5 protein-coding genes are annotated in these 3,045 nt (G+C 56.7%); 3 read left to right on the top strand and 2 right to left on the bottom strand.

The genetic code is table 11. From position 1 onward, the window contains the following. The 3 genes from ACKVOS_RS00775 to ACKVOS_RS00765 form a co-directional block, all read left to right on the top strand. Nucleotides 1-392, top strand: a 392-nt coding sequence (locus ACKVOS_RS00775) for a ribonucleotide-diphosphate reductase subunit beta (protein ID WP_409210117.1), incomplete at its 5' end; no start/stop codon positions are given. Between the two features lie 88 nt (nt 393-480). Next, the gene (locus ACKVOS_RS00770; protein ID WP_409210116.1) at nt 481-1,608 is read left to right on the top strand and encodes a DNA cytosine methyltransferase; all 1,128 of its coding nucleotides are present in this window, start codon (nt 481-483) and stop codon (nt 1,606-1,608) included. A gap of 9 nt (nt 1,609-1,617) precedes the next feature. Beyond that, a complete protein-coding gene (locus ACKVOS_RS00765) occupies nt 1,618-2,454 on the top strand; it encodes a NotI family restriction endonuclease (RefSeq protein ID WP_409210115.1) in 837 nt (278 codons plus the stop codon). A 31-nt stretch (nt 2,455-2,485) separates the two neighbouring features. Here ACKVOS_RS00765 and ACKVOS_RS00760 read toward each other — a convergent pair whose 3' ends face one another. Next, nucleotides 2,486-2,623: a hypothetical protein gene (locus ACKVOS_RS00760; protein ID WP_409210114.1), complete on the bottom strand. Its 138-nt coding sequence runs from the start codon at nt 2,621-2,623 to the stop codon at nt 2,486-2,488. A 90-nt stretch (nt 2,624-2,713) separates the two neighbouring features. Then, on the bottom strand, nt 2,714-2,989 hold the full coding sequence (locus ACKVOS_RS00755; RefSeq protein WP_409210113.1) for an SEC-C metal-binding domain-containing protein: 276 nt from the start codon (nt 2,987-2,989) through the stop codon (nt 2,714-2,716). Nucleotides 2,990-3,045: the final 56 nt, after the last annotated feature.

The raw sequence follows: 3,045 nt of genomic DNA, 5'->3' as shown, positions 1-3,045 counted from the left end.
TGGACGTGTGCCAGACGACGGTTCGCCTGGAAGATGCGTTCATCGACCTGGCGTTTGAACAGGGCCCGGTAACGGGAATGACGCCCAAGGAGATCAAGAAATACATCCGCTACATCGCCGATTGGCGGCTGGCCCAGCTTGATCTGAAGCCCATCTACATGATCGACGAACACCCCCTCCCCTGGCTCGCCCCACTGCTGAACGGCGTGGAGCACGCCAACTTCTTCGAACAGCGCGCGACGGAATATTCCAAGGGCGCGACGCGGGGGAATTGGAACGACGTGTGGGATAGCTTCGACAAGCGGCAAAAGGTGAAGGTTACGCCTGCGGCTGTGGCGAATGAGGATGGCGGGGACGATATGTTTGCGCGGGCTGGGGTGGCGGCGGAGTAGACCGCTACATTTCGGGTAGGCCGTCATCCAGCATCATTGACATTGCGTTCTGATATCCGCGATATCTGGAACATCAGAGGAACGTATTATGTCGAAGCCAACGGTCATTGATTTGTTTTGCGGCGCCGGCGGACTGAGTCTGGGGTTCCAGAATGCGGGCTACCGCGTTGTTCTGGGATCCGATATCGATTCAACATTTGGTTCGACATTCTTGGAATCGCATGACGGATCGGCCTTCCTAGCGAAATCCGCCTATGATTTGACCGACGATGACATCTTGGCACGAACGGGCATCTATAAGGGCCAACTCGACGTTCTGGTGGGTGGGCCGCCGTGCCAAGGCTATAGCGTTTATAACCACGGTCGTGGCGAGGGAGATCCTCGTGCAGGACTTTTCCGTGAATACCTTCGCATTGTGAAGCATGTGCAACCCCGGTGGCTGGTCATGGAAAACGTTACTGGTCTTACGTCGATCAGTGGCGGTCGGCTGCTCAAAGACATTCTTTCGGAAATCAGGGCGGCAGGATATCCTGATGTCGATTTTCACATCTTCAAGGCCGAGGAGTATGGAGTTCCACAAGAACGCAGGCGAATTGTGTTCATCGCCAACCGGCTAGGGATCCCTGTCTCTTTTCCCGATCGCACGCACGGTGGCGGCAAGCGCGATCACGTCACCGTGTGGGATGCTATCGGCGATCTCCCGCCGATTTTTGAACCACGCGAATTTGAATCGGGCGCTGCATATGCATGCGCGCCGCAGAATGATTTTCAGCGCCTGCTGCGAAGAGGATCGAGCCACGTTTCAAATCATTGTTGCCCCAAGTTGAGCAAGGTCAACATCGATCGGGTCAAGCATATTCCGCAGGGCGGCTCATGGCGCGATATCCCTTTCGATCTCCTGCCAGCGGGTATGCAGCGCGCCAAGCGAAGCGACCACACCAAACGCTATGGTCGACCAAAGCCCGATGGACTTTCCTGCACGATATTGACGAAATGCGATATTCACTGGGGAGCCTATATTCACCCAATCCAGAATCGCGCATTTTCCGTCAGGGAAGCCGCTCGGCTTCAATCATTTCCTGACAGCGTCGTCTTCCACGGCAGTATGACCGAGCAGTTTGTGCAGGTCGGCAATGCCGTGCCACCGCTTTTAGCAAAGGCAATCGCTGATCATATCGCGTTACAGTCGGTGGACGCGATCCGCCACGCGGCCTAAGCTGCAGGAATGAAGGTTTCTGAAGTCTTTGGCTTTGATGTCGAAAACAATTCTGCGGACGCCTGGGCCAGCCGCGACGATAAGCTATGCCCATTTCGTGGTTCGCCATGCACCAAAGCAAGCAAAGTCGCGCCGCTTGGAATATGCTCATTGTCCGATGGCGTGCGTGCCGCAGCGCTTTGCCCTGTCCGGTTTCTTGAAGACCGAAGGATTTTCAGCGACGCCGGACGCTTAGCTTTTGGCACCGGGGCACAAATCGCTTCATTTCCAGAAGTTCGAATTCTGACAGTCGCTGGAGAGGGCGGCAAAACGGACCGAAAGATCGGGAAGGTAGATTTCCTTATCGGCAACATCGTGGACGGCAAGGTCATCGATTTTGCAGCGGTTGAGGTCCAAGCTGCTTATTTTTCAGGCGGAAATCTCCAGACCGTACTTCGGTCGTTCATGGAGAATCACCATCTCGATGATGCCGACGCAAACAGGCGTCCAGATTTCCGATCAAGCGCTCAGAAGCGATTGGTGCCTCAGTTGGCACTTAAAATTCCAGTTTTCCGGCGTTGGGGGAAGAAGTTTTTTGTCGTCGTCGACAGCAAGTTCTTCGGTGCACTTCCTCGATTTGGTCAAACAAATGAGGGCAATAGCGAACTCACCTGGCTCGTATACCCTTTCGCCAAATCGGGCGCCAGCTACTCGCTAGGGAAGCCAGAGGTCATCTTTTCGATGTGGGACGACGTGCAGACTGCGCTCAGAGAGGGTCTACCTCCCAGCCCTAACGAAATTCTCGCCGAATTGCAGCTAAAATTGTCGCAACAGCTCAGGCGAGGAGTTCGGCTGACAGCGGTCTGACGCGCGGCCATACCGCGCCTGCGGCGTGAAGTTAACGCTCAAGCTTGAAATCGGCCAATAGCTGTTCGACAGAGATCATCGCATCGCGTCCCTGCGCCTGCGCCAGCCCGCGCTCGACCGGGCCATCGGTCTCGTCAGTCTTCAGGCGCGGGTCGGCGATTGGCTTCATGGGGTGGAGCCTATGCTCGTGCAGGCTTCACGCAACCATCGGGCGATATGCCAACGCCGTTGATCGGAACGCCTCTCAAGCCCCTCCCCTTCAGGAGAGGGGGCTTAAGCTTGCCACCGGGCAGACAGCGCACGCCCGCTCACCGCCAATAATCCGCTCGCTCGGCCCCGTCGAAACCGGCCCGATGTCATGCAGCATTGCTTGAAATCTCTTCCCCGAACCGCACGGGCACGGATCACGCCGGCCGAGTTTTTCCAGCAATTCAACGTCACCGCCGCGCACCGTGCGCAGTCCACGTTTGACGTTGGTCTCGCTCGGGAAGCCCTTACGACGCTTTGAGGTTACCTCGAAAGCAGGGGCGGTCATCGTGATCGATACGGGTCATGGTCGCCTCCTCTTGATGCCGGGTCGTTGCGACGCCG

This window comes from Sphingorhabdus sp. (assembly GCF_046154385.1).
Classification (GTDB): Bacteria; Pseudomonadota; Alphaproteobacteria; order Sphingomonadales; family Sphingomonadaceae; genus Sphingorhabdus_B.
Note: the sequence above shows the minus strand (reverse complement) of the source record. Positions and strands in the feature narration are given on the sequence as shown.

Bases quoted from the DNA above. Each gene is read 5' to 3' on its own strand.
- ACKVOS_RS00770 (WP_409210116.1), top strand. From the start codon at position 481: ATGTCGAAGCCAACGGTCATTGATTTGTTTTGCGGCGCCGGCGGACTG.
- ACKVOS_RS00765 (WP_409210115.1), top strand. From the start codon at position 1,618: ATGAAGGTTTCTGAAGTCTTTGGCTTTGATGTCGAAAACAATTCTGCG.
- ACKVOS_RS00760 (WP_409210114.1), bottom strand. From the start codon at position 2,623: ATGAAGCCAATCGCCGACCCGCGCCTGAAGACTGACGAGACCGATGGC.
- ACKVOS_RS00755 (WP_409210113.1), bottom strand. From the start codon at position 2,989: ATGACCGCCCCTGCTTTCGAGGTAACCTCAAAGCGTCGTAAGGGCTTC.